The 21772-nt window shown below is 72.2% G+C and carries 18 protein-coding genes; 12 read left to right on the forward strand and 6 right to left on the reverse strand.

Going from position 1 to position 21772, the window contains the following annotated elements; translation table 11 throughout:
- Nucleotides 1-71: 71 nt before the first annotated feature.
- The 3 genes from ASD90_RS08600 to mmsA form a co-directional block, all read right to left on the reverse strand.
- Nucleotides 72-1172 carry a sugar-binding protein gene (locus tag ASD90_RS08600; RefSeq protein WP_056754005.1) on the reverse strand — a complete coding sequence of 367 codons (1101 nt, stop codon included), beginning with the start codon at nt 1170-1172 and terminating at the stop codon, nt 72-74.
- Between the two features lie 96 nt (nt 1173-1268).
- Nucleotides 1269-2567, reverse strand: coding sequence for a multiple monosaccharide ABC transporter permease (mmsB, locus tag ASD90_RS08605; protein WP_056754008.1), 1299 nt, complete (start codon nt 2565-2567; stop codon nt 1269-1271).
- A gap of 59 nt (nt 2568-2626) precedes the next feature.
- Complete coding sequence (gene mmsA, locus ASD90_RS08610; RefSeq protein WP_056754732.1) at nt 2627-4168, reverse strand: multiple monosaccharide ABC transporter ATP-binding protein; 1542 nt, start codon at nt 4166-4168, stop codon at nt 2627-2629.
- A gap of 442 nt (nt 4169-4610) precedes the next feature.
- On the opposite strand from mmsA, the gene ASD90_RS08615 reads away from it, so the two are divergent.
- Genes ASD90_RS08615 through ASD90_RS08625 form a run of 3 tightly spaced genes read left to right on the forward strand, consistent with a single transcriptional unit; the run spans nt 4611 to nt 7914 of the window.
- Nucleotides 4611-6389 (forward strand): proline--tRNA ligase, encoded by a 1779-nt coding sequence (locus ASD90_RS08615; protein WP_056754011.1) that lies wholly within the window; start codon nt 4611-4613, stop codon nt 6387-6389.
- Nucleotides 6386-7135 (forward strand): HAD family hydrolase, encoded by a 750-nt coding sequence (locus ASD90_RS08620; protein ID WP_056754015.1) that lies wholly within the window; start codon nt 6386-6388, stop codon nt 7133-7135. The genes ASD90_RS08615 and ASD90_RS08620 overlap by 4 nt, the downstream gene beginning before the upstream one ends.
- Nucleotides 7132-7914, forward strand: coding sequence for a TSUP family transporter (locus tag ASD90_RS08625; RefSeq protein WP_056754018.1), 783 nt, complete (start codon nt 7132-7134; stop codon nt 7912-7914). Before ASD90_RS08620 ends, ASD90_RS08625 begins: the two co-directional genes overlap by 4 nt.
- 54 nt (nt 7915-7968) lie before the next feature.
- Here ASD90_RS08625 and ASD90_RS08630 read toward each other — a convergent pair whose 3' ends face one another.
- Complete coding sequence (locus tag ASD90_RS08630; protein ID WP_056754020.1) at nt 7969-9294, reverse strand: cytochrome P450; 1326 nt, start codon at nt 9292-9294, stop codon at nt 7969-7971.
- A gap of 70 nt (nt 9295-9364) precedes the next feature.
- On the opposite strand from ASD90_RS08630, the gene ASD90_RS08635 reads away from it, so the two are divergent.
- The 9 genes from ASD90_RS08635 to ASD90_RS08675 all read left to right on the forward strand — a co-directional run bounded on the left by ASD90_RS08635 (nt 9365) and on the right by ASD90_RS08675 (nt 18701).
- Nucleotides 9365-10387 carry a 3-oxoacyl-ACP synthase III family protein gene (locus tag ASD90_RS08635; RefSeq protein WP_056754024.1) on the forward strand — a complete coding sequence of 341 codons (1023 nt, stop codon included), beginning with the start codon at nt 9365-9367 and terminating at the stop codon, nt 10385-10387.
- A complete protein-coding gene (locus ASD90_RS08640; RefSeq protein ID WP_056754027.1) occupies nt 10381-11175 on the forward strand; it encodes a glycosyltransferase in 795 nt (264 codons plus the stop codon). The genes ASD90_RS08635 and ASD90_RS08640 overlap by 7 nt, the downstream gene beginning before the upstream one ends.
- Nucleotides 11172-12386 (forward strand): cytochrome P450, encoded by a 1215-nt coding sequence (locus ASD90_RS08645; RefSeq protein ID WP_157623057.1) that lies wholly within the window; start codon nt 11172-11174, stop codon nt 12384-12386. The genes ASD90_RS08640 and ASD90_RS08645 overlap by 4 nt, the downstream gene beginning before the upstream one ends.
- Complete coding sequence (locus ASD90_RS08650; protein ID WP_056754030.1) at nt 12383-13948, forward strand: class I adenylate-forming enzyme family protein; 1566 nt, start codon at nt 12383-12385, stop codon at nt 13946-13948. The genes ASD90_RS08645 and ASD90_RS08650 overlap by 4 nt, the downstream gene beginning before the upstream one ends.
- Nucleotides 13945-14907, forward strand: a complete 963-nt coding sequence (locus tag ASD90_RS08655) for an NAD(P)-dependent oxidoreductase (RefSeq protein WP_082588546.1) — start codon at nt 13945-13947, stop codon at nt 14905-14907. The genes ASD90_RS08650 and ASD90_RS08655 overlap by 4 nt, the downstream gene beginning before the upstream one ends.
- 50 nt (nt 14908-14957) lie before the next feature.
- Nucleotides 14958-16379 (forward strand): ferric reductase-like transmembrane domain-containing protein, encoded by a 1422-nt coding sequence (locus tag ASD90_RS08660; RefSeq protein WP_157623059.1) that lies wholly within the window; start codon nt 14958-14960, stop codon nt 16377-16379.
- Nucleotides 16380-16447: 68 nt separating this feature from the next.
- Nucleotides 16448-17020 carry an FMN-binding protein gene (locus ASD90_RS08665; protein ID WP_056754035.1) on the forward strand — a complete coding sequence of 191 codons (573 nt, stop codon included), beginning with the start codon at nt 16448-16450 and terminating at the stop codon, nt 17018-17020.
- A 34-nt stretch (nt 17021-17054) separates the two neighbouring features.
- Nucleotides 17055-17849: an FAD:protein FMN transferase gene (locus ASD90_RS08670; RefSeq protein ID WP_056754039.1), complete on the forward strand. Its 795-nt coding sequence runs from the start codon at nt 17055-17057 to the stop codon at nt 17847-17849.
- A 441-nt stretch (nt 17850-18290) separates the two neighbouring features.
- On the forward strand, nt 18291-18701 hold the full coding sequence (locus tag ASD90_RS08675) for a hypothetical protein (protein ID WP_056754042.1): 411 nt from the start codon (nt 18291-18293) through the stop codon (nt 18699-18701).
- A 120-nt stretch (nt 18702-18821) separates the two neighbouring features.
- On the opposite strand, the gene ASD90_RS08680 is transcribed toward ASD90_RS08675, so the two are convergent.
- Together ASD90_RS08680 and ASD90_RS08685 are read right to left on the reverse strand one after the other, a co-directional pair.
- Nucleotides 18822-19619, reverse strand: coding sequence for a response regulator transcription factor (locus ASD90_RS08680; RefSeq protein ID WP_056754045.1), 798 nt, complete (start codon nt 19617-19619; stop codon nt 18822-18824).
- Between the two features lie 151 nt (nt 19620-19770).
- Complete coding sequence (locus ASD90_RS08685) at nt 19771-21762, reverse strand: thioredoxin domain-containing protein (RefSeq protein ID WP_056754048.1); 1992 nt, start codon at nt 21760-21762, stop codon at nt 19771-19773.
- Nucleotides 21763-21772 lie beyond the last annotated feature (10 nt).

Raw genomic sequence — 21772 nt, forward strand, 5'->3', positions numbered from 1 at the left:
AAGGCCCGCCCCTGACGGGGCGGGCCTTCACCGAGCTTTCACCGAGACTGCGGTGACCGGGCGGACTCAGCTCACTTGGTGAGCGGGGCCAGCGTCGGGTCGTTCGCGTAGGCCTCGGCCGCGTTCTCCTTGGTCACGATGACCGGCGGCAGCAGGTTGGCCGGGACGACCTTGACACCGTTGTTGTAGGACTTGGTGTCGTTGACGGTCGGCGTCTGACCCTTCTGGAGGGCGGTGACCATGGCGATGGTCTCCTTGACGAGGTTGCGCGTGTCCTTGTTGATGGTGGAGTACTGCTCACCCGCCATGATCGACTTGACCGACTCGACCTCGGAGTCCTGTCCGGTCACGATCGGCACCGGCTTGGTGGCATCCTTGACCGACGTGATGACCGCGCGGGCCAGGGTGTCGTTGGGCGAGAGCACGCCGTCGAGCGCGGCGCTCGTGTAGTTGGCCGCGAGGAGCGTGTCCATGCGCTTCTGGGCGTTCTCGGCCTTCCAGCCCTGGGTCACGACCTGGTTGAAGTCCTTCTGGCCGGAGACGACCTTCAGGGTGCCGTCGTCGATCTTCGGCTGGAGCACCTTCATGGCGCCGTCGAAGAAGACCTGGGCGTTGGCGTCGTCGGGCGATCCGGCGAACAGCTCGATGTTGTACGGGCCGTTCGGCTTCTTCTTGGCCATGCCGTCGAGCAGGGCCTGGCCCTGCAGCTCGCCGACCTTGAAGTTGTCGTAGGCCACGTAGTAGTCGACCGCCGGGGTGTTCTTCACGAGGCGGTCGTACGCGATGACCATGGCACCGGCGTCCTTGGCGGCCTTGAGCTGGGTGCCCAGCTGCGAGCCGTCGATGGCGCCGACGACGATGACCTTGGCGCCCTTGGTGACCATGGCCGAGATCTGGTTCTGCTGCTCCGACACGCCACCGTTGGCGAACTGCACGTCGCCCTGGAAGCCGGCGGCGGACAGGCCGTCCTTGAACAGCTGCTCGGCGAGCACCCAGTTCTCCGACGTCTTCTGCGGCAGGGCGACACCGATGACGGCGTTGGCGGGGAAGCCCGCCGCGGCGGAACCACCGGATGCGCCCGGCGTCGTGCCGGTGTCGCTGTTCCGACCGCAACCGGTCAGAACAAGGGCGGCCACAGCCGTGACGCCCAGCACCTTGGTGAAGGTACGCATGTGCTCTCTTTCCTCTCATCGCGTCCGGGCGGAGCGCGGATTCTTCTCGGCCTCGGGCGGCGCCCGGGACCGCGTCTCGTGAGCTGAGCCCGTGGCTCAGCTGGACTGGCGGATGGTCTCGCTGACCGGGGTCGTCTCGGTCGCCGCGGACGGCGGGGGCAGGGCGGAGGAGTCGTCGTCGCTCCCGCCGCGTCGGAAGTTGCGGGTCAGCATGCCGAGGAGCGACACCCGGCCCTGCGACTTGTTGTAGACGTCGAAGGCCACGGCGACGAGGAGCACGAGGCCCTTGATCATCTGGGTCGCGTCCGCGCCGATTCCCTTGAGCTGCAGACCGTTGTTGAGCACGGCCATGACGAGACCTCCGACGATGGAGCCGACGACGGTGCCGACGCCACCGGTGACGGCAGCGCCGCCGATGAAGACGGCCGCGATGGCGTCGAGCTCCCACCCGACACCGTCGGACGGGCCCGACGCGGTGGACCGGGCCACGAAGATCATGCCGGCGAGGGCCGCCAGGATCGACATGTTCATCATGACGAGGAAGTTGACCTTCTTGCTCTTCACGCCGGAGAGTTCGGCCGCGTGGCGGTTGCCACCCACGGCGTAGATGTGGCGGCCGATGACGGTGCGGTTGGAGATGAAGCCGTAGACCAGCACGAGCACCGCAAGGATGATGCCGGAGATCGGGAACGACGTGCCGGGTCGGCCCGAGCCGAAGAGGAGCGTCGCCCCGATGATGGCGGCGCAGATGAGCCCGAGGCGCACCCACATGACCCATGCCTCCTCGACGTCCGCACCGAGCTTGACGAGGGCGCGGCGGCTGCGGAGGCTACCGACGACGATCCCGATCGCGAGGAGCAGGCCGATGAGGACCGTGAGGTTGTTGTAGCCGGTGTCGGGGCCGACCTCGGGGAGGTAGCCACCGCCGATGACCTGGAAGTCCTCGGAGACCGGCACCGAGTTGGACTTGCCGACGTACTGGTTGGCGCCGCGGAAGAGGAGCATGCCCGAGAGCGTCACGATGAAGGCGGGGATGCCGACGTATGCCGTCCACATGCCCTGCCACGCACCGACGAGAGCGCCGATGGCGAGTCCGAACAGGATGCCCATCCACCAGCTGAGGCCCCAGTCACGCATCGCGATGGCCACGCAGATGCCGACGAACGCCGCGACGGAGCCGACGGAGAGGTCGATGTGGCCGGCGATGATGACGAGCACCATGCCGATGGCGAGCACGAGGATGTAGGAGTTCTGCTGGAAGATGTTGATGACGTTGTCCGGCGTGAGCGTGAGCCCGTCGGTCCAGATCTGGAAGAAGATGATCAGCGCCACGAGGGCGAAGATCATGCCGAGCTGACGGGTGTCGCCACCGAAGATCTTCTTGACCTTGTCCATGGGTGCAGTCCTGGCTGTGTCGGGTGTGGATGGGGGAGGGGTGGGTGCCGGCGCGCGGGTCACGCGCTCTCGCGCGTCGTCGCCTGGGAGCCGCCGTGGGTCCGTCGCGTCATGAGGCGCATCAGGGACTCCTGGTCGGCCTCTTCGCGCGACAGCACGCCCGTGACGGCGCCCTCGGCGATCGTGTAGATGCGGTCGGACAGGCCGATCAGCTCGGGGAGCTCGGAGGAGACGAGGATGACGCCCTTGCCCTCCGAGGCCATGCGCTGGATGATCCCGTAGATCTCGAACTTGGCGCCGACGTCGATGCCGCGCGTCGGCTCGTCGAGGATGAGCAGGTCGGGCTCGGTGAAGAGCCACTTCGCGAGCACGACCTTCTGCTGGTTGCCGCCAGAGAGCTTCGCGACCCCTTCGTCCACGTTGGGAGCCTTGGTGCGCAAGGACTTCCGGTAGGACTCCGCGTAGTTGTACTCCTCGCGCTCGTCGACGACGAAGCCGCGGGTGATGCGCTGGAGCCGGGCCGAGACCGTGGTCCGCTTGATGTCGTCCAGGAGGTTGAGACCGAGGGTCTTGCGGTCCTCCGTGACGTAGGCGAGACCGGCGTCGATGGCGTCGGCGACGGACCGCAGCCGGATCTCCTTGCCGTCCTTGACGATGGTGCCCTCGACGTAGGTGCCGTAGGAGCGGCCGAAGAGGCTGCGCATCAGCTCGGTGCGCCCGGCACCCATGAGGCCGGCGAAGCCGACGATCTCGCCGCGACGCACGAAGAAGTCGCTGTGCTTGGCCACGAGGCGGTCGGGCACGCTCGGGTGGCGCACCGTCCAGTTCTTCACCTCGAAGAAGACCTCACCGATCTCGGGCGTGTGGTCGGGGAAGCGGGACTCGAGGTCACGACCGACCATGCCGCGGATGATGCGGTTCTCGTCGACCCCGTCCTCCTTGACGCGCAGCGTCTCGATCGACTTGCCGTCGCGGATGATGGTGATGGAGTCGGCGATCTGCTCGATCTCGTTGAGCTTGTGGCTGATCATGATGCAGGTGACGCCCTTGGAGCGCAGGCCCGCGATGAGGTCGAGCAGGTGCTGTGAGTCGCCCGCGTTGAGCGCGGCGGTCGGCTCGTCGAGGATGAGCAGCTTGACGTCCTTGGAGAGCGCCTTGGCGATCTCGACGAGCTGCTGCTTGCCGACGCCGATGTCGCGGATCTTGGTGTCCGGCTCCTCCTCGAGGCCGACGCGGGCGAGCAGCTCGCGCGCCTTGGCCCGGGTGGAGAGCCAGTTGATGACACCGCTCTTGGCCGTCTCGTTGCCGAGGAAGATGTTCTCGGCGATCGACATCTCCGGGATGAGGGCGAGCTCCTGGTGGATGATGACGATGCCGGCGTGCTCGCTGTCGCGGATGTTGTTGAACTCGCACACCTGGCCCTCGAAGTGGATCTCACCGTCGTAGGTGCCCGCGGGGTGCACCCCGGAGAGCACCTTCATGAGGGTGGACTTGCCGGCGCCGTTCTCTCCGCAGATCGCGTGGACCTCACCTCGGCGGACGGCCATCGAGACGTTCGAGAGCGCCTTGACTCCCGGGAACTCCTTGGTGATGTCCCGCATCTCGAGGATGACGCTGCCGGGCGTGTCGGCGGGGCCCGCCGCGGCGCCGGTGCTGTCTGCAGCCGATGATCCAGGAGCCGGGATGGAGGGGTCGCTCATCTGGTCGTCAACACTCCTTTGTGGTGTTTCGTGAGGCGCGGACGCCCTCCCCGATTGTTGCTCACCGTTCACCGGCGCGTGGCCGAACACCCCGGCGTGTTGTCACAAGGACGTCACGATGTCTGGACGAGTTCGAGCGCACCGCTGATCCGGCAGGCTCACTGAACACGCGGCGCTACTCGCGGGTCAAGTCCGTGACCGCTTCCTGTCCGGTCCGGACGGGAAGTGGACAGGACACGGGCCAACGGCGCATCCCGGGCGGCCGATATCCTGCCGGGGTTCCGCACCCGTGCGCGCCCCCGCGGCGGCGCTCGATGCATCCTGCACCACACGAGGAGTCCCGGTGGCCCTGCACATGTCGTCCCTGTTCCTGCGAACCCTTCGCGAGGACCCGGCGGACGCAGAGGTCCCGAGCCACCGGCTGCTCGTCCGGGCGGGCTACGTGCGTCGGGTGAGCCCCGGGGTCTACACGTGGCTGCCCCTCGGCCTGCGCGTGCTGCGCAATGTCGAGAAGATCGTCCGCGAGGAGATGGACGCCATCGGTGCCCAGGAGCTGCTCTTCCCGGCGCTGCTGCCCAAGGAGCCCTTCGAGGCGACCGGGCGCTGGACCGAGTACGGCGACAACATCTTCCGGCTCCAGGACCGCAAGGGGGCCGACCACCTGCTGGGGCCGACCCACGAGGAGATGTTCACCCTCACGGTCAAGGACCTCTACAGCTCGTACAAGGACCTGCCGCTCTCGATCTACCAGATCCAGACGAAGTACCGCGACGAGGCACGTCCGCGCGCCGGGGTGCTCCGAGGCCGCGAGTTCGTCATGAAGGACAGCTACTCCTTCGACGTCGACGTCGCCGGTCTCGACAAGAGCTACCAGCTCCACCGCGAGGCCTACATCCGGATCTTCGACCGCCTCGGCTTCCACTACGTCATCGTCGAGGCGATGGCCGGTGCCATGGGCGGCAGCAAGAGCGAGGAGTTCCTCGCGACGGCCGACGTCGGCGAGGACACCTACGTCCACTGCACGAGCTGTGGGTATGCCGCCAACGTCGAGGCCGTGCGCGTGCCGGCGCCCGACCCCCTCGGCTGGGACGGCGTGCCGGCCGCGCACGCCGAGGACACGCCCGACACCCCGACGATCGAGACGCTCGTGGCGCACCTCAACGAGCGCTTCCCGCGCGAGGACCGCCCGTGGGCCGCCGGCGACACGCTCAAGAACGTCGTCGTGACGCTCGTCCAGCCCGACGGCACCCGCGAACCGCTCGCCATCGGCGTGCCCGGTGACCGCGAGGTCGACGAGAAGCGTCTCGGCGCCCAGGTCGAGCCGGCCGAGGTCGACGCCTTCACCGAGGCCGACTTCGCCGCCCACCCCGGCCTCGTCAAGGGCTACATCGGCCCCGGCGCGCTCGGGCTCGAGGGCACGACCGGCATCCGCTACCTGCTCGACCCGCGGGTCGCCGAGGGCACGCGATGGGTCACCGGTGCCAACGTCGCCGGCCAGCACGTCATCGACCTCGTCGCCGGCCGCGACTTCGCCGCCGACGGCACCATCGAGGCCGCCGAGGTGCGCTTCGGCGACCCCTGCCCGAACTGCGACCACACGCTCTCGGGCGCGCGTGGCATCGAGATGGGCCACGTCTTCCAGCTCGGCACGAAGTACGCCGAGGCGCTCGAGCTCAAGGTGCTCGACCAGAACGGCAAGCTCGTCACGGTCGTCATGGGCTCCTACGGCGTCGGTGTCTCGCGGGCCGTGGCCTGCGTCGTCGAGGGCAACAACGACGAGGCGGGGATCATCTGGCCGCGCGAGCTCGCACCGGCCGACGTCCACATCGTCGCCGCCGGCAAGGACGAGTCCCTCTTCGTCAAGGCCGAGGAGATCGCCCGCGAGCTCGAGGTGCAGGGCCTGACCGTCCTCGTCGACGACCGCAAGGGCGTCAGCCCCGGCGTGAAGTTCAAGGACTCCGAGCTCATCGGCATCCCGACGATCCTCGTCATCGGTCGCGGCCTCGCCGACGGCACGGTCGAGATCAAGGACCGTCGCACCGGCGAGCGTCGCGACGTCGCCGTCGACGACGCCGTCGCCGCCCTGACCGCCGAGGTCACCGCGGAGGTCGAGCGCTCGTGAGCCCGGCCGACCTGCCCGTGCGGGCGGTCCTCTTCGACTGGGGCGGCACCATCACCCCCTGGCACGAGGTGGACTTCCACGCCACGTGGGGGGCGTATGCCGCCGGGCTCGGTCACACGGGCGACGCGCACGCCGCGTTCGTCGCTGCGATCTGCGCCGCAGAGGACGCGGCGTGGAAGCGCGGCCGCACCGGCGGCGGCAGCGCGCGCCTGCACGAGCTGCTCGAGTCGGTGGGCGTCGCGGAGGGGCACCCGGGCGCCGACGAGGCGCTCACGGCATACCGCGCCCTCTGGGAGCCCCACACGATCACGGCGCCGGGTATCCGTCCTCTCTGGGAAGGGCTGCGAGACAGGGGGATCCGCGTGGGCGTGCTGTCCAACACCCTGTGGGACCGCGACTACCACCGGTCGATCTTCGAGCGGGACGGCGTGCTCGACCTCGTCGACGTCGACGTCTACTCCAGCGAGACGCCGTGGGTGAAGCCGCAGCCCGAGATCTTCGCCCATGCCGCCCGTGAGGCGGGCCTCCGGCCGGGGGAGTGCGCCTACGTCGGAGACCGGTCCTACGAGGACGTCCACGGTCCGCAGCAGGTCGGCATGCGCGCCATCTGGGTGCCGCACTCGAGCATCCCGCTCGACCAGCAGGTCTCCCACGACGCGACGCCCGACGCCGTGGCGCACGAGATCGGCGACGTGCTCACCATCGTCGAGTCCTGGAACGCCCGCGCCGACGGTGCGGACGCGTGAGCGACCCGACCCTCACGACCCTCGCCTTCCTCGGGGCCGCCGCCTTCGTCGCGGGATGGATTGACGCCGTCGTCGGCGGGGGCGGCCTCGTGCAGCTGCCGGCGCTCCTCATCGGTCTCCCCGGCGCGTCGCCGGCGCAGCTGCTCGCGACGAACAAGTTCGGCTCGATCTTCGGCACCGCGACGAGCTCGGTCACCTTCTACCGGCGCGTGCGCCCCGACCTGCGCACCGCCCTGCCGATGGCGGGTGTCGCCTACGTCGGGTCGATCGGCGGCGCGCTCATCGGGCTGCACATCCCCAAGTCCGCGTTCAACCCCATCATCCTCGTGCTCCTCGTGCTCGTCGGGGCCTACACGCTCTTCAAGCCCGACCTCGGGAAGGAGTCGATCCGTCGCTTCCACGGCGCCAAGCACACCGTGCTCGCGATGCTGACGGGATTCACCATCGGGGTCTACGACGGCGCGCTCGGCCCGGGCACCGGCAGCTTCCTCGTGTTCGCCCTCGTCGGTCTGCTCGGCTACAACTTCCTCGAGGCGAGCGCCAAGGCGAAGATCGCGAACTTCGCGACGAACCTCGGGGCGCTCACGGTCTTCCTGCCGATGGGCCTCGTGCTCTTCAAGGTCGGCGTCGTCATCGCGGGTTTCAACCTGCTCGGCGGCTACGCCGGGGCCCGGACGGCGGTGGCGAAGGGGAGCGGCTTCGTGCGGGTCGTCTTCGTCGTCATCGTCAGCGCGTTCATCGTCAAGATCGGCGGCAGCCTCCTCGGCTGGTGGCCCTGACGGGACCCGGGGTCGCGGGCGTCACGCCGGCGTCACGCCGGCGTCAGGCCGGCGTCACGCCCGCGTCACGAGGAGGCGGCGGTAGGTGGGGATGAGGACGCCGCGGGCCGCCTCGCGGTCGACGACCGTCCACGGGCCGACCTCGGCGAGGGCGGCCAGGACGGCCCGCAGCTCGGCCCGGGCGACCGGCGCCCCGAGGCAGAGGTGCCGCCCCGCCCCGAACCACAGGTGCCGGTTGTCGGGCAGGTAGGGCCGGTCGAGGTCGAACGCTCCCGGTGCGGTGTTGGCCACGTACGTCAGGGCGAGCACCCGGTCGCCCGCCCTCAGGGTGCGACCGCCGACGGTGACGTCCCTCGTGACATGCCGACCGATGACCGGGGCCGGCGTCGTCACCCGCAGCCCCTCGCGGACGGCGACGTCGAGCAGGGCGTCCCGCTCCGTGCCCGTCGCGGCGGCGACCCGGGCCGCTTGCCCGGTGTCGGCGAGCAGCGCTGTCGTCCGGGCGATCGCGCTCGCCGCCGTCTCCGTGCCGGCGACGAGCAGCAGGGACGCCAGGCCCGTCGCCTCCTCCTCGGTGACCCCGAGCTCTCGGCAGCGACCGAGCACCGTGGTGCCAGCGGAGGATCGGTATGCCGCCGCGACCCCTGCGGTGAGACCGCCGAGGATGTCCTCGGCGCGGCGCACGGTGCCGGGGGACAGGGTCGTGTCGGACTGCGTGCCGAGGGCCAGCGCGGCGAGCTCCTCTCCACGGGCGAAGACGAGACGGTAGGCGCCCCAGCCGTCGTCGTCGAGGCCCGCCGCCGCGGCCTCGCGCGCGAACGTCGCTGCGTCGATGCCGAGCATCGCGACGACGAGCCGTCCGACGACGACCCTGGCGAGGTCGGCGACGTCGACGGCGTCGCCCTCGCGCAGGTGCCGCCGGGCCGGCTCGGTCACCGGACCGGCCGCCGCCGCGACGAGGTCGTGGGCCGCGGCGTCGGTGAAGAGGTCACGAGCCCGGGTGCGCAGGGAGTGGTGGCCGCGGCCGTCGAAGAGGTTCTCGACCCAGTCGCCCAGGACCTGCGACCAGAGGTGGCCGACGCCACCCTCCCCGAGCAGTGAGGTCGAGCGGTGGTCAACGAGCACCTGACGGATGAGCACGGGGTCACGCACGACCCACCCGAGGCGCGGCACTCGGACGATCCCGGGCCCGACGCGCGCGGCGGCGACGAGCAGCCCCAGTCGGGGGTCGGCCGACCGGATGACGCGACGCTCGTGGCGAGCGGCCGCCCGGTTCCCGGCACGAGCGGGACCGGCGACACCGAGGCCGGCGACACCCGGGCCGGACGCGCCGGGGTCGGGGTCGCGGGCCTGAGTACGTCGGCTCAGCGCGGGTGCCATGCGCTCACCGTAAACTGCCCGCACGGCTCCGGAGGGGCCGAGTCGCCGAGCCAGGGAGGGCCGCGGTCGCATGTCCAGTCGCCTGTCCAGCCGGATCGCCGGCGTCAGCGCCCACGTCGCCGAGCACGCCCTCACCGTCGAGGAGGTCGAGGCTCGGATCGTCCTCTCGAGCGAGGGTTTCGTGCCTCCCGTGGGGGTGCTCGGACGCCTGACGGGAGTGCGTCGCATCTACCACGCCGGTCCCGACGTCCAGGCCTCCGACCTGGCGGCGCGGGCGGCCCGCACGTCATTGGCGTCGCTCGGTCTCGACGTCGCCGACGTCGACCTGATCGTCTTCGCCTCCGCGTCGCAGGACCTGGTCGAGCCCGCGACCGCACACATCGTCGCCGACCTGCTCGGCGCCCGGTGCCCGGTCATGGACGTCAAGAACGCGTGCAACTCCTGGCTCAACGGCGTCCAGGTCGCCGAGGCCCTCATCGCCATGGAGCAGTACGAACGCGTGCTCGTCGTCACGGGCGAGATGCCCTCGCGCGCAGCCCGGTGGAGCGTGCGCGACGCCCGACAGTTCGTCGAGTCGGTGCCCGGCTACACGATGAGCGACGCGGGCGCCGCTGCCCTCGTCGAGCGGGCCGCACCGGGTGCGCGGGGCGAGATCCTGCACCGCTGGTTCACGGCCGAGTCGCGGCACTGGTCGGTCGGACAGCTGCCCGCCGGAGGCACCCGGCACCCCCGCGACGTCGACAAGGGCTACTTCGTCATGGACGGGGCGCGGCTGCGCCAGGCCTTCGACAGCGTCGACGTCGAGGAGATCGACCGTGCGCTCAAGTCCGACGGTCTCGGCGTGGAGGACTTCGTCGCCGTCGCCGTCCACCAGGTCGCGATGCCCTACCTCGACGTCTTCGCCGCACGCCTGGGGCTGCGCCGGGACCTCGTCGTCGAGACGCTTCCCGACCACGGCAACTGCGCCTCGGCCACCCTTCCGCTGCAGTGGCAGCAGATCGAGCGGCGCGGCCTGGCCGAGCCGGGCCGGCCGGTGCTCCTCGTGGGCCTGGCCGGGGGCATCAGCGTCGGCACGATGGCGGTGCGATGGTGACCCCTCTCGCGCCGCTCGGGGCCGGCGGCGTCCGGCTCTGGGTCGTCGTCCCCGCCTTCAACGAGCAGGGCGGCATCGCACGCACGATCGCCGCCCTCGCCGCGCAGCGTGACCGCGACTTCCGCCTGGTCGTCGTCGACAACGCCAGCACCGACGGCACGGTCGCCGAAGTCGAAAGGGCCTGTGCGGCATACGATCTCGGCGTGACGATCGTCTCCGAGGCGCGCAAGGGGACCGGCGCGGCCTCCGACACCGGCGTGCGCCACGCGATCGCGCACGGGGCGACGCACGTGCTGCGCACCGACGCCGACACGCTGCCCGTCCGCGAGTGGACGGCCGTCGGTCGGCGCGCCTTCGCGGCCGGCGCCGACCTCGTCACGGGACCGATGCGGGCGCGCACCGACGAGGTGCGCCTCCACCCGTGGGAGCGCGTCGTCCTCCCGGGCGTCATCGGGATCTGCCAGACGTTCGGGCGCTTCCGTCCGAGCAACCGGTCGCCCGAGCTGCAGGGGCCCTACCGGATGAGCCCGGGCTGCAACATCGGCGTCAGCGCCGCGGCGTACGTGGCCAGCGGCGGCTTCCCGAGGACTGCCATCGAGGAGGTCCACGAGGACCGCGAGCTCGTCAACCGGGTGCGCCGCGTCAGCACCCGGGTCGAGCACCACCGCGACCTCGTGGTGCACGCCTCGGTGCGACGCCTGCGTGCCTACGGCCTGCGCAACACCCTGCGGTGGTACCTCGACCACGGCCACCGCCCCGACGTCGTCGACGTCCGGGTCGTCGCGTGAGGGCGCTCGCCCTGACCGACCCGGGCAGCCGCTGGGAGTCCCGGCTGGTCCGTTCGGCCCACCCGGTGGTCGCGCGCCTCGTCGACGCCGCCGTGTCCCGGAGTGGTGTCGTACGCGTGCCCGGCGTCGGCGTGCTCGTGGCCGACCCGCACGTGGCACGGCAGGTGCTCACCGACACGCACGCGTTCGCGAAGAACGGCCCCGGCTCGTCGGGCGCGCTCTGGACGCCGGTCCTCGGTGACCGGGTGCTGCTCAACATGGAGGGCGACGACCACCGCACCCTGCGGCGCTCGCTCGCAGACCTCTTCTCGCCCCGCGTGGTGCGCGAGGTCTGCGACGCCGCGGCGGGTCCCCGCGTGTCGCGAGCGGCCGACCGGCTGAGGGCCGGTGAGCACGTCGACCTCGTGGGGCTGGCGCGCGAGGTGTCCGCCGCCGTGATCGGGGTGGTCGTCGGGCTCGACCCGAGCACTCCGCCGTCGGTGCTCCTCGCGGCGAGCGACGCCGTCGAGTCGATGGTGACGTGGCGCACACGCACCATCGACGACGCGGCGGTGCAACGGGCCCGCGCAGCGCTCGCCGTCGTGCAGGACGCCGCCGAGTCCGCCCACGACGCAGCGTCGCCCGACACCGTCATGGGACGGCTGGCCCGGCAGGGCGCCTCAATCGACGAGGCGCGCTCGCTCGCGGCCGCGCTCTTCCTCACCGGCACGGGCACGGTGAGCAGCGCGCTGCCCCGGATCGCCGGCCAGCTCGCCGACGCAGGCCTGCTCGAGCCCCGGGCAGCCGTCACGTGCGACGTCGATGAGGCCGTGGCGGAGGGCCTGCGCATGACGACGCCGAGCCTCGCGACCCTGCGCCGATGCGTCCGCTCGACCGACGTCGGAGGGCTCCGGCTCCGGGCCGACGAGCGCGTCGTCGTGCTGCTGTGGTGGGCGACGCGACGGGTCGGGGGCTTCGAGCCGGGACGCCCCGCCACCGGCGACCTGCGCCACCTGTGGTTCGGGGCCGGCTCGCACTTCTGCCTCGGTGCGCCGCTCGCGCTGGCCGAGCTGCGGGCCATGACGGCGATGCTCCTCGACGTGGCGGGCGAGCAGGGGCTCGTGGTCACGTCGCGTCGCGCCGCCAGACGCGTCCTCGTGCCGAGATACGCCCACCTGACGGTGCGCAGCGGCCGGTCGGACCTGGCCACGAACGGCGGGCAGGCGGCATGACGGGCGAGGCCGACCTCGTCACGACGCTCCTGGCGAGGGCGGCCGCCGAGCCGCACCGCGTCTCCGTCCGCGACCACCGGGGCCGGTCGGTGACGTACGGCGAGCTCGGCACCGATCTCACGGCCGTGGCCGCGCACCTCACGACCCACGGGCTCGTGCGGGGCGACGGGGTCCTGCTCGCCGTCCGCCCCTCGCCGCGTGCCGTGGCCGCGGCCCTCGGGGTCGTCCTCGCCGGGGGAGTCGTCGTCGTGGCCGACCCCGGTGCCGGGCAGGCCCTGCTCGACGTGCGTCGTCGGACCGCGCCGGTCCGCGCCGCGGTCGCCGACACCGTCGTCCACGCCGCCACTCGACGCCCCTTCTCGACCGTGCTCGCCCGTCTGCCCGCCACGTCGGGCCTCCAGCTGCCCGACCTCTCGGCGCCCGGCCTCGTGCACGTCGTCACCGGCCCGCGGCTGCCTGGGGTGCCGCGCTCGGCGACCCGCTGGGAGCACCTGACACGGTCCTCGACCGCGCCTGGGGTGGGTGACCCCGCACGAGATGCGCTCGTCGTCTTCACGTCGGGCTCGACCGCGGCGCCGCGTGCCGTGGTCCACACCCTGGCATCGCTGTCGGCGGGGGTCCACGCCGCCGTGTCGGCCCTCGGGCTCGACGCGGGCGCCGTCGTGCACACCGACCAGCTGATGATCGGCCTGCCCAGTCTCGTGGCCGGGGCGGTCTGGTCGCTCCCACCGGTGACGGCGTCACCGGCAGCGTGGCTGCGCCAGGCCGGGTGGGAGTCTGCGACCCACGCGTACGCCGTCCCGGCCAAGGTGCTCGCGGCAGCCACCCACGGACTGCCGCCGTCCGTCCGGCACGTCGCCATGGGTGGGGCTCCCGTGCTGCCGGCCACGGTGCGACGTCTGGCCCGCCTCGCGCCCGGCGTGGACGTGCGCGCCCTCTACGGGCTCACCGAGGCGCTGCCCGTGGCCGTCGCCACCGGCGCCGAGGTGCTCGCGTCACCGATCGCTCGCACGAGCCTGGGTCGCCCGCTGCCCGGCGTATTGGTGCGCATCGACGCCCCGGGTTCCGATGGGGTCGGCGAGATCGTCGTGCGTGCCCCGCAGGCACGGCACCGTCTCGCGGGGGAGCGGCCCGACGACGAGGTGCGCACCGGCGACCTGGGCGAGCTCCTGCCTGACGGCACGCTCCTGCTCGCCGGGCGGGCCAAGAACATGATCATCCGCGGCCAGACCAACATCTACCCCGAGCTCGTCGAGCCGCTCCTGCTCGAGCGGCTCTCGGAGCACGTCCGGGACTGCGCGCTCGTCGGGGTGCCCCACCCGGTCACGGGCGACGAACGCGTCGTGCTCGCCGTCGTCCCCGTGCGAGGCGTCACCGAGCGACTGGCACGCGAGGCCAGCCGCCTCGTCCACCGTGCCTGGCCGGCGCTCGCCGACGAGGCCTGGCGCCCCGACGACGTCGTCGTCGTCGAGTCGGTGCCCCGTCGCGGCCGCTCCGGGGCCCTCGACCTGGAGGCGCTGCGGGCGCTCGTCACTGACGGCCGGGTGGGCACGGCGCCATGAGGGTCGCGGTGACGGGGGCCAGCGGTTTCGTGGGTGGTGCGGTCGTGGACCGGCTGCTCGCCCAGGGACACGAGGTGCTCGGCCTGAGCCGCCGGCCGGTCGCCCTGCGCCCGGGGCTCGAGCACCGTCGGTGGGACCTCACGACCGGCGTGCTGGCCGACCCGCCGCCGGTCGACGCCGTGGTCCACGCAGCGGCGCACGTCGACGAGTGGGACCCCTGGGCCGTCCACGAGGCCGTCACCGTGGACGGCACCCGCGCCGTCCTCGACACCTGGCCCCGGGCCAAGGTCGTGCTCGTCTCGTCGTGCAGCGTCTACCCCCTCCGGGCTCCCAGCCGCCCGCGCCACGTCTTCACCGAGGACGTCCCGGTGACGACGCGGCCGCTGTCGGCCTACTCGCGCGCCAAGGGAGCGCAGGAGCAGGTCGTCCTCGCGCGCATCGGCAGCGTCGTGCTGCGCCCGCACGCCGTCCACGGTCCCGATGACCCCACGCTCCTGCCGCGGCTCGAGCGCGCACGTCGGCACGGGCGGCTGGTCTGCCCTGGGAGCAGCGACACGCTCGTCCACCTCACGGACGTCCGACTGGTTGCCGAAGCCGCCACCGCAGCGTGCGAATCCGTATGCGGCACAGAGGTCCTCAATGTCGCGGACGCCCGAGCCCTCCCGCTGATCGAGGTCGCGGCGGGTGTCGCGGCGGCGAACGGCTGGACCGAGCGACCCCTCCTCACGGGACCGGCGGTCGCCTGGACCGCAGCACTCGCCCTTGAGGCGACCGCCCGGCTCACCCGGGCGTCCACGCCTCCGCTGCTGACGGCGTACGCCGTCTCGCACCTCGCGGTCAGCCGCGTCCTCGACACCGCCCGGCTGCGGCAGCGGCTCGGCGTCGAGCCGGGCCCGACGGACCTGTCCCGATGGCGCCACGAGAGCACGGTCCGGGGGGCCGGCGACTCATACGGCTGACACCCCGTCGGCACAGCGCACGCACAGGGTCCGCCACAAATGTGTGTGACATGCCCTCACTCGCCCTCCCCGAGAGCCGTGACCTCTCGGTGCCGGCCGCGTCGCGGCGCCAGGCCCTCGCCCCGACGCCGCGCTGGTGGCGGGACGCATCCGCCGTGTTCGCCTGGGGCGTCACGCTCTTCGTCGTGGCCCTGTGGGTCGTCGGAGGAGGGCTGGCCGCGTTCGGCTCGCTCACCGAGAGCCTCACCAACCTCGGCCGTCTCAGCGGGTTGCTCGCGTCGGTGCTGATGCTCCTCCAGGTCCTGCTCATGGCTCGCATCCCGCTCGTCGAGCAGGCCTGGGGACAGGACGAGCTCGCCCGCGTGCACCGGCTCGTCGGCTTCACGTCGTTCAACCTCATGCTCGCCCACATCGTCCTCATCACGGTCGGCTACAACGCCGGCACCGACCTGGGCGTCATCGCCACCTTCGTCGACTTTGTGCTGCACTCGCCAGGCATGCTGCTCGCACTCGCCGGCACCATCGCGCTCGTCATGGTCGTCGTCACCTCCGTGAAGAAGGCCCGGGCGAAGCTGCGCTACGAGTCGTGGCACCTGCTGCACCTCTACGCCTATCTCGGCGCGGGGCTCGCCCTACCGCACCAGCTCTGGACCGGGGCGGACTTCAACACGAACGTCGTCGCGACGGTCTTCTGGTGGGGTCTGTACGCCTTCGCCCTCGTCGCCGTCCTCGTCTACCGGGTGGGGCTGCCGGCCTACCGCTCGAGCCGCCACCGTCTCGTCGTCGCCCAGGTCGTCGAAGAGTCGCCGACCGTGACCTCGGTCGTCATGACGGGTCGCCGCCTCGACCGCCTGCCCGTCCGCGCCGGACAGTTCTTCCAGTGGCGCTTCCTCGACGGTGCGGGCTGGACCCGCGGCAACCCGTACTCCCTGTCCGCCGCGCCCGACGGTCGCTCGCTCCGGATCACGGCCGAGGCCGTCGGCACCTCGAGCGCGCGCCTCGCGACGCTGCGCCCGGGCACCAAGGTCCTCGTCGAGGGCCCCTACGGCCGCCTGCACGCCGGTGTCCGCACGAGCGAGAAGGCCGTGCTCATCGGCGCCGGAATCGGCATCACGCCGCTGCGCGCCATCCTCGAGGCGCTGCCCGCCTCGCCCGACGGCGTCGTCGTGATCTACCGCGTCGGAAGCCAGGCCGACATCGTCCTCGGCGACGAGCTGCTCGACCTCGCCCGCGCCAAGGGCGGACGGGTCGTCGCCGTCGTGGGGCACCGCAACCGTGAGCGCGCCAGCTGGCTCCCCGTCGACGTGGGACACCTCACCGACGCCGAGGCCCTGACCCGGATCGTCCCCGACATCGCCGAGCGTGACGTCTACGTGTGCGGCAACCCCGCCTGGATGGACACCGTCATCACCGCCGCCCACGAGGCCGGGGTGCCCGACGACGCCGTGCACCACGAGCGCTTCACCTACTGAGTCCGCGCGGGCATCCGCCCCCCGACCCCGCGACCTGCGCGAACCGACCGAACCGAATCGAGCCCCCCATGCGCCGCACCGTCCTCTGGGCCATGAGCACCCTGACCGTGCTCGTCCTCCTCTTCAGCTACAGCACGTCCCGCAGCTCGTCCGCCGTCGTGGCCGAGACCCGGCAGGTGACGACGAGCAGCAAGACGTCCGACAGCACCGGCTCGACGTCCGGGTCCTCGTCCGCCTCCTCGACCGACTCGTCCGGCCAGGAGCCGACCGACGACGCCACGACCGACTCGGGAACGACGTCGTCCGACACCAGCGGCTCGAGCGGGTCGTCGGGCTCGTCAGGGTCGACCAGCACGTCGTCGGCAGCCAAGACCTACGCCGGTGACGCGGTCATGACCCGTTACGGCAACGTCCAGGTCCAGATCACCGTCAAGGCCGGCAAGATCACGGCCGCCGAGGTGCTCCAGGTCCCGTGGAACGACCGGCGCGACCAGATGATCAACTCGGCCGCCGTCCCGGTCTACAACCAGGAGACGGTGAGCGCGCAGTCGGCACAGATCGACGTCGTGTCCGGGGCCACCTACACGTGGGACGGCTACACGCAGTCCCTGCAGTCAGCCATCGACCAGGCCAACCTGTGAGGCACTCTTGAGACAGGCGAGCAAGGAGCGAACCGTGACCCGTCCCCGCCAGACCAGCCCGATCGAGACCGCACCGACCCCCGCGCCCGCGAGGCGCGCCTGGGTGGAGCAGATCATGGGCATGCCGATCTCCCTCCACCTGCGCGGCGCCGACGTCGACGGCCCTGCCGCGCAGGAGGCCGTGGCCGGGGCCTTCCGGATCCTGCGCGAGATGGACTCGATCTTCTCGACCTACCGCGAGGACTCCGACCTCATGAGGCTCCGGCGCGAGGAGGTCGACGTCGCGCAGTGCAGCCCCCTCGTCGAGGAGGCACTGCGCATCGGGCAGGAGGCCGAGGTCCTCACCCGTGGGGCGTTCACCACCCTGCTGCCCACCGGTGACGGCGACCTCGCGTTCGACCCGACCGGCCTCGTCAAGGGGTGGGCTGTCGACCGCGCCTCGGTGCCGCTGTCGGGACTCGAGGGGATCTCCTTCTGCATCAACGCCGGCGGCGACCTGCTCATCGGCGCACATCCCGACATGCCGACCGACGGTCCACGGGCGATCACGTGGCGCGTCGGCGTCGAGGACCCCCTCGACCGACAGCGCATCGCGAGCACCCTGACGCTGACGCGCGGGGCCGTGGCGACCTCGGGCACGGCGGCGCGTGGGGCGCACCTGTACGACCCCGCGACGGGGAAGCTCGTGGGACGTCCGGGGTCGGTGACGGTGACCGGCCCGACCCTGCTCTGGGCCGACATCTGGGCCACCGCCCTGTTCGTCGGTTCCGAGCTGACGGGCGAGGCCTTCGCCACGAGTGCGACCGACTACCTGTCGACGGCTCTCTGACCGCGCTGCCCGGGCCGGCGCGCCGCGCGCCCGGCCGAGGACAAAAGCCGCGGGCCCTCCCGAACCGGGAGGGCCTTGTGGCTTTCTTGCGGAAACCATGCGTGGCACGGCGTTCGGCCTTGCAGTTGGCGCGGCAGAGTCGTCCCCATCAGCAGGAACGGTGGGTGGGACCGGCCCGCTGACAGAGAGACCTTCGGGCGAGTGCCCGCCGATCCGGGGAGGAGCGCCATGACGAGCAGCACCAGCACTGACCCTGCAGTGACGGTGCGCGGTCGCGGCCACCTCCCCGGACGGCGGGCCCACTCGAGGACGTCATCGGGGGAGGAGACCGGATCGGGGCGGGCCGCCTGGTGGGAGGCCGGCCCGCCCCGATCCGGCGCGCGGCCGGACGTCCACGGGCTCACGTCGTGAACGCGGCCCCGTGCACTCTCGGGGCCGGCCGTGGCCTCTGACGGGGTCGTGGGCCCGGTCTGTCCCGGACTCACGGTCGACGAGCTCGATCCCTCGGCCCTGACCCGCCTGGCGTCCGAGCTCGAGAGCGACGACCTCGCACGCTCGATCGCGCAGACCTATCTGCGGATGCTCGATACGCGTCTGACCCGCGCCGCGTCCGCCCTCGAACGCCGCGACGAGGTCGACGCCATGGACGTGCTGCTCAGCCTGCGCGTCTCGTCGGCCACCGTTGGCCTCGTGCGGCTCGAGTCGGCCGTGCTCTGCGTCATCGACGCGGTCCGTCGTGGTGAGCCCGATCTGGCGCGCGAACGAGGGGACTCGATGCTGGGCCTCGCGCCCGCCGCGCGCGACGCCCTTCGGTCACACCTCGAGCGTGCCGCTCCAGCCGCCTTCGCCTGACGCCCAGGGCCCCAGCCCCCATCTCGTGACGGGAGACGGCACGGTCGGCCCGCACGGCGCGCTCGACCCGCCGTCCGGCAGTGAGGACCGGCCCGCCGGACCCGGTCGCGCCGGTGGGCGTCAGAACGCGTCCGGCTCCTCCATGCGGTAGCCGACGCCTCGAACGGTGCGGATCGGGGCACGCATCCCGTCGGGGCCGAGGCGACTCAGCTTGCGACGGAGGTTGCCGACGTGCACCTCGACGAGGTGCTCCTCGGACCAGCCGGGGCCCCAGAGGCTGTCGAGCAGGACGGCGCGGGACCACACGCGGCGGGGTGCGCTGACGAGGGTCGAGAGCAGGTCGAACTCGGTGCGCGTCAGGTCGACCTCACGGTCGTCGACCGTGGCGACGCGGCCCTCGGGGTCGACGGCGATGCGGCCGTGGCGCACGAGCTCGGGCGTCGCGCCGTCGGGTGTCGCGCCGTCGCGGGGCGATCCGCCGGCGGTCGACGACGAGCCGTTGGCGTCCGCGGCCGGTGACTCGTCGGAACCGGTCGCACCGACGGTCCGCGGTCGGCGGAACATCGCGTTGACGCGGGCCTGCAGCTCGCGGGGGCTGAACGGCTTGGTGAGGTAGTCGTCGGCGCCGATCTCGAGGCCCATCAGGCGGTCGATCTCGTCGGTGCGCGCGCTGATCATGACGACGTAGGCCTGGCTCACGTCGCGCACCCGCCGGCACACCTCGATCCCGTCGAGATCGGGCAGTCCGAGGTCGAGCGTCACAAGGTCGGGATCGGTGGCGACGACGAGCTCGAGGCCCGCCTGGCCCGACGACGCGGCCGAGACCTCGAAGCCCTGCATGGTCAGGCTGTGCGTGATGAGCTCACGGATGTCGTCGTCGTCCTCGACGACGACCGCGGTGCGCGCTGAGCCCATCATGCGGTGATTGTCGCAGAATGCGCGGGTTTGGCCTGCCAGATGAGATTGTTGGGCGGTTCGTCCCCTCAGCGCGTCGCCCTCGGCGCGTCGCCCTCGGCGCGTCGCCCTCGGTGCGTCGCCCCAGGGCGTCGCGTCACCGCCCGCCGTCGCGTCACCGCCCGCCGTCGGCGCTCGCTCCACCCAGCTGTGCCGCCAGCTCTTCGGGGTCGGTCGTGGGCAGCTCGCAGACCATCCCACGGCAGACATAGGCCGCCGCGCGCCCCCCGACCAGAGGGCGCTCGGCCAGCAGAGGCCGGCCGGGAGCGTCCGGTTCGCCGCGGACGACGACCAGCCCCGGGCTCGGCGAGCGCCGAGCGGCGGTCTCGAGCGCATCTGCCTCGGGACCCGACCCGGCGACGGCGACCTGCAGCGGGCCCGCGACCAGCGCCTCGGCGGCCGCGAGCGACCACCCGCCGAAGCGCGGCTCGCGCACCGCCAGTCCCAGGCCCGCGGCGGTCGCGCGGGCGCCCGCGTCGAGGGCCGCCGCGTCACCGGTGACCGCGCCGAGCGTCACGAGCGCACCGGCCAGGGCGGACTGTCCGGAGGGTTCGGCATTGTCGGCGGCGCTGCGCGGACGCAGGTAGAGCGGCTCGGCGTCCCGGGCGGTGTCGTGGAAGCCGCCGTCGTCGGCCGCGAAGTCGCGGGCAGCGTCCAGCACCTCGCGAGCCGCGTCGAGCCAGGGCAGACCGCCCGTGACCTGGTGCAGCACGAGCAGCCCCTCCGCCAGGTTGCCGTGGTCGTCGGCGACGGCCCGGGCGGCCCCGACCACGCCGAGGCGTGACGCGCGCCGCAGCTCGCCGTCGACGAGGTGGACGTCGAGGACGTGGCCGGCGCACCGGCCGGCCGCCTCGACCCAGTCCGGGCGGTCGAAGGCAGCGCCGGCACCCGAAAGTGCGGCGATCGCGAGACCGTTCCACGACGTGACGACCTTGTCGTCGCGTCCGGGCTGAGGACGCTCGGCGCGGGCGGCGAGCAGCCGGCGGCGCACCTCGGCGAACCAGTCGGGGTCGCCCGGGTCGGTCGGCAGCTGCAGGGTGGAGGTGCCGTGCTCGAACGTCCCCTCCGCCGTCACGCACAGCAGCTCTGCCGCGACGGGACCGTCGTCGCCGAGGACCTCCCGGAGCTGCTCCGGCGTCCAGGCGTAGGTCAGCCCCTCGACACCCGCCGCGTCGGCGTCGAGGGACGACGCGAAGCCGCCGGCGGCGGTGCCGAGGTCGCGCACGACGAAGTCGGCGGTCTCGCGGACGATGCGCTCGGCCAGCGGGTCGCGGGTCACCTTCCACCACGTCGTGCAGGCCCGGAGCAGGAGCGCGTTGTCGTAGAGCATCTTCTCGAAGTGCGGCACGACCCACCCCGCGTCGACGGCATACCGGGCGAAGCCTCCGGCGAGCTGGTCGTACATCCCACTGCGCGACATCGCCTCCAGCGTGCGACAGGCCATGTCGCGCGAGGGGGCGTCGCCCGTGCGCGCGTGGTGGCGGAGCAGGAACTCGAGCACCATCGACGGCGGGAACTTCGGCGCGCCTCCGAATCCGCCTGCGACATGGTCGAACTGGCGGGCCAGCAGCCCGACCGCGGACGACAGCGCCGCCGGCTCGACGGCATACGGCGTCGGTGGCTGGAGGGCCTCGGCGAGGCTGGTGGCGATGTGCGTGCCCGACGCGCGCACCTCGTCCTCGCGCGTGCGCCACGCCTCGTCGAGCGCGGCCAGCACGCGCAGGAAGTGGTCGCGCGCGAAGTAGGTCCCGCAGAAGAAGGGCTCGCCCTCGGGGGTGAGGAAGACCGTCATCGGCCAGCCGCCGTGGCCCGTCGTCGCGGTCACCGCCGACATGTAGGCGGCGTCGATGTCGGGCCGCTCCTCGCGGTCGACCTTGACCGCGACGAAGCGGTCGTTGAGCGCCGCCGCGACGGTCTCGTCCTCGAACGACTCGTGGGCCATGACGTGGCACCAGTGGCACGCCGCGTAGCCGACCGACAGCAGGACGGGCACGTTGCGCTCGCGTGCCTCCGAGAAGGCTGCCTCGCCCCACTCCTGCCAGTGCACCGGGTTGTCGCGGTGCTGCAGCAGGTAGGGGCTCGTCGCGTGGTCGAGGCGGTTGGTCATCCCCTCACGC

Origin of the sequence: Terrabacter sp. Root181 (assembly GCF_001428505.1) — a bacterium.
In the GTDB taxonomy this organism is placed as follows: Bacteria; Actinomycetota; Actinomycetes; order Actinomycetales; family Dermatophilaceae; genus Terrabacter.